This is a genomic window from Spiroplasma endosymbiont of Megaselia nigra (genome assembly GCF_003987485.1).
Lineage (GTDB): Bacteria > Bacillota_I > Bacilli_A > Mycoplasmatales > Mycoplasmataceae > Spiroplasma.
Map to the genome: position 1 here is coordinate 1 of NZ_RCOO01000108.1, position 3848 is coordinate 3848.

5 protein-coding genes are annotated in these 3848 nt (G+C 26.2%); all 5 read left to right on the forward strand.

What is annotated here, in order from left to right; genetic code table 4:
- The first annotated feature begins 162 nt into the window (after positions 1–162).
- The 5 genes from D9R21_RS04855 (at position 163) to D9R21_RS04875 (ending at position 3741) form a co-directional block, all read left to right on the forward strand.
- Positions 163–849, forward strand: coding sequence for a hypothetical protein (locus tag D9R21_RS04855; RefSeq protein ID WP_241568778.1), 687 nt, complete (start codon positions 163–165; stop codon positions 847–849).
- 74 nt (positions 850–923) lie between these two features.
- Entirely contained in the window at positions 924–1565 is a 642-nt protein-coding gene (gene udk, locus D9R21_RS04860) for a uridine kinase (protein ID WP_126821328.1), read from the forward strand.
- An 81-nt stretch (positions 1566–1646) separates the two neighbouring features.
- Positions 1647–2117 carry a transcription elongation factor GreA gene (greA, locus tag D9R21_RS04865; protein ID WP_053391013.1) on the forward strand — a complete coding sequence of 157 codons (471 nt, stop codon included), beginning with the start codon at positions 1647–1649 and terminating at the stop codon, positions 2115–2117.
- Positions 2118–2574: 457 nt separating this feature from the next.
- Positions 2575–3366 (forward strand): hypothetical protein, encoded by a 792-nt coding sequence (locus D9R21_RS04870; RefSeq protein WP_196234379.1) that lies wholly within the window; start codon positions 2575–2577, stop codon positions 3364–3366.
- Positions 3367–3453: 87 nt separating this feature from the next.
- On the forward strand, positions 3454–3741 hold the full coding sequence (locus D9R21_RS04875; RefSeq protein ID WP_126821329.1) for a hypothetical protein: 288 nt from the start codon (positions 3454–3456) through the stop codon (positions 3739–3741).
- Positions 3742–3848: the final 107 nt, after the last annotated feature.

The following is a 3848-nucleotide window of genomic DNA, read 5'->3' on the forward strand; positions in this document are numbered from 1 at the left end:
GCGATGTTTGTTCAATTTCTTTTACTGTATTTTTTCGAAATTCTGCAGTATATGTTTTAAATTTTTGTTCTTTTCCTGCCATTAAAAAATGCACCTCCTCTAAAAGTTTAGTAAAGTTCTTTTTTAATTTTACTTACTTTTTGGGGTGCAGTCTTAAGTTTAATGATTTTTATTTGGTTAGCAATTCCCGATATTATTAAAGGGATTAGTTTAACAAAGCAATTTGGTTTTATGGCAACCGCAGCAGAAGCAATGACTTATCAACAACCATTTGATGTTTCATCATTAACTGAAGCATCGTCAGCTATTACAATTTTTATTTATGGAATGGTAATTGCTGTAACACTAAAATTAGCTTATCAGCGGAAAATTAAGATGCGAATATGAGAGTATATTGCGTTTCTAATTGTCCTTGTTATTTTATGCTTTGTTTTTGGATGACATTATTATAGTTTAATCAATAATATTGTTACTTCAACTGGTACAAAGCGAGAGAGTGCAATTATCGGAGCAGCAATTGAGTTAGCATTTGTTGGTTTTTCGGTGAGTTTTGCAACAATTTGATATTTTACTTACTATCGTGCAAAATATCTTCGTCGAATGAAAAAACAACCTGAATTACAAGCTAAATTGGATGCCGAATTTGAAGTTAGAGATGATTTAAAATATGTTTCATTAGAAATTCGTCATGAAATTAAAAATTATTTAGAACGAAATCAAGCATTATATCAAGCGAAAAATAATGTTAATTATCAAGATGCAGAACATTTGTTCACGAAATTAAATCTTATTATTGAAAAAAGTAGTAGTCTTGATGAAAAAAAAGATGAATCAGAGCATGAAGAATAACCAAACAATTTAACGAAAGTTAAATTGTTTTACTTTATGATATACTAGAATAAGAAAATAAGAGGAAAAATTAAATGCAATCAAAACCAAAAAATAAGGTGCAATTAGTTACTATTGCTTGTGGGACTGCAAGTGGCAAAACAACAGTTGCAAATAAAATTGCTGAAATTTTGCAAGGAAAAAAAATCGTTTATTTAAAAATGGATCATTATTATAAAAAATTAGACGATTTAACATTAGCAGAACGAAAAAGAATTAATTTTGATCATCCAAATGCCCTTGATTTAGAATTATTAGTTAATCATCTAGAACTTTTAAAAAATTATCAAGATATTCAAATGCCAAATTATGATTTTACAATTTCTAATCGCTCAATCCAAACAACGGAAATAAAAAGTGGTGATGTGATTATTCTTGATGGTATTTTAGGTTTAGCATTAGAAGAAATTCGTAAATTATCGGATATTAAAATCTTTATTAAAACAGAAGATGATATTCGTTTTATTCGACGTTTAACACGTGATTTATCAGAACGGGGGCGAACAGTTGAAAGTATTATTAATCAGTATTTAACAACGATAAAACCAATGCATGAGTACTTTGTTGAGCCAAGTATTAAATATGCCGATATTATTGTGCCATATTATGAAGGAAATGAAATTGCAATTGATATGATTGCAACAAAAATTAAGGCTTTATTACTTGATAAAAAATAAAAAAACCCATTATTATTGCTTTTTTTAAGGTATAATAATGATTGTTGTAATTAAAAAACAGAGGGGAACGGAGAGAACACCATGAATGAAGAAATTTTGTTAACTAAAGAGGGAATTAAAGACTTACAAGAAGAATTAGATAATTTAATTAATGTTATTCGTCCCGAAGTTATTGAAGAGTTAAAAGAAGCTCGTGCACAGGGAGACTTATCAGAAAATGCTGATTATGATGCAGCACGAAACCGTCAAGCGGAAGTTGAAGGACGAATTAAAGAAATTGAATCACTATTAACAAAAGCAAAAGAAATTAAGGAAGTTAAATCAAAAACAGGAATTATTAAATTGGGAAGTACAGTAACATTTACTAATTTATTGATTAATAAAAAATATGAATTAAAAATTGTTGGTGCTGTTGAAGCTAATCCTTTTGAAAATACAATTTCAAATGAATCACCAATTGCAAAAGCTATTATTGGCAAAAAAGCTGGAGATTTAGTTGAAATTAAGGGAATTCAAGAACCTTATAAAGTTAAAATTTTAACTGTAGAATAAATAATAAAAAAACAATTTTATATTGACAATGTCAATATAAAATTGTTTTTTTTTTTTTTTTTGCTAAAACAAAAAATATAAATTGTAAATTAATGATTTTGAAGATTATTAACTGTAATAACACATTATAAATAGCATCTTTAACTTTCATCATTGCATTACCCAATCCAGTTCGAATAGAATCCATGCTACCTAAAATAGTAGAGTATCTGCACCTAGAAAATTAACAGTTGTTGTATTATTTTTTCCATATTTAGTTACTAAAAACCACAAAATAAAATAATGTTTTCTTTCCATTAAAATATCAATTCCTTTCTGAGTTATTTTATTGCAATTTATATTATAATTTACAAAAAAAATATTATTAAATATTTAAAAACGGAAAATTATTTTCTTTGTTTTGAGGATATCATAGAATTATCTTAGTGTTGTCTAAGAAAGGAAGGAGTATAAAAAAATGAAAAAACTTTTAAGTTTATTAAGTACACTAACAATTGGATCAACTGCTATTCCATCAGGATATGCAATGTATCCTTACAATTTAGAAAATAATAGTAAATTATCAGGAGAATGAAATTATGGCGGAAAATCTTTTGATTGAAAGGATAATTATTTAACTACTAATGTTGGGAAACCAAAATTAAGAGATTTTATTCCAGTAATTTATGATACTGAAGTACAAATTAAAGAATTAGATTCAAGAATTGATATTCTTTGAAAGAAAATAGCAGCTAGTGAGCAAGATAAAACTGCTTTAGAACAAAGTAAGAAAGTTCTTGAAGCACAATTACAGATGATGCAGCAAGTTAAAGAAGGATTAGAAAAACAAATTGCTGATGCAATAAGTCACAATACTAGTCTTAAAGCAGAGATAGAAATAAAAAAACTAGAGATTAGTAAGTTAACAAAAGAATCACAAGAAAAAGTTTCTACTTTGGAAATGGAAGTTACTCAGTTAAAAGCGAAGTTAGCAGATAGTGAACAAAATAAACTTTCTTTAGAACAAAAAATAAAAGAACTTGAAACTAATTTAGAAAAAGTTACTGAGGAGAAAACTGCTTTAGAAGTTAATTTAAAAGATAAGTCAGCAAAAATTAATGATTTAAATTTCAAATTAGATCAGGCAAATGGTGAAATTAATAATTTAAATTCACAAGTTACTGATTTTAAAACTAAGTTAGAAGGTAGTGAGCAAGAGAAAGCGACTTTAGAAGCAAGTAATAAAGAATTGCAAGAGAAAGTTAATTAGTTAACAGAAAAAACACAAGGATAATTAATAAAAAAGTTGCAACATTATTTTTGCAACTTTTTTATTCAAATTGAAAGGAAAAAAGAAATGAAAAAAATATTATCATTATATGGAATGATTAGTATTATTGGACCTAGTATTTCAAATTCAATTGCAAATACTTCACATCAAAATCAAGATAAAAATATTATGATTATTTCATCAAATGAAGAACAAAAGCAAGCAACTAAACAATTTGGAATAAAAATAGAATATAAAAATATAAATGAAGATTCAAAACCTAATGATTATTATCAAAAAATAAAAAAAATTAAAACAATAAATTTAAAAATAGGCATCGTGTACGATGAAGCTCCAAAAAACAACTCTTGTTAAATAAAAAGGGTTGTTTTTTTATTTTTAAACCCATAATTATTAATTGATTCAGAGAAAGGACAGCATCTTAAATTCTTAAAATAGAAACTTTTTATCACAACTTTTTT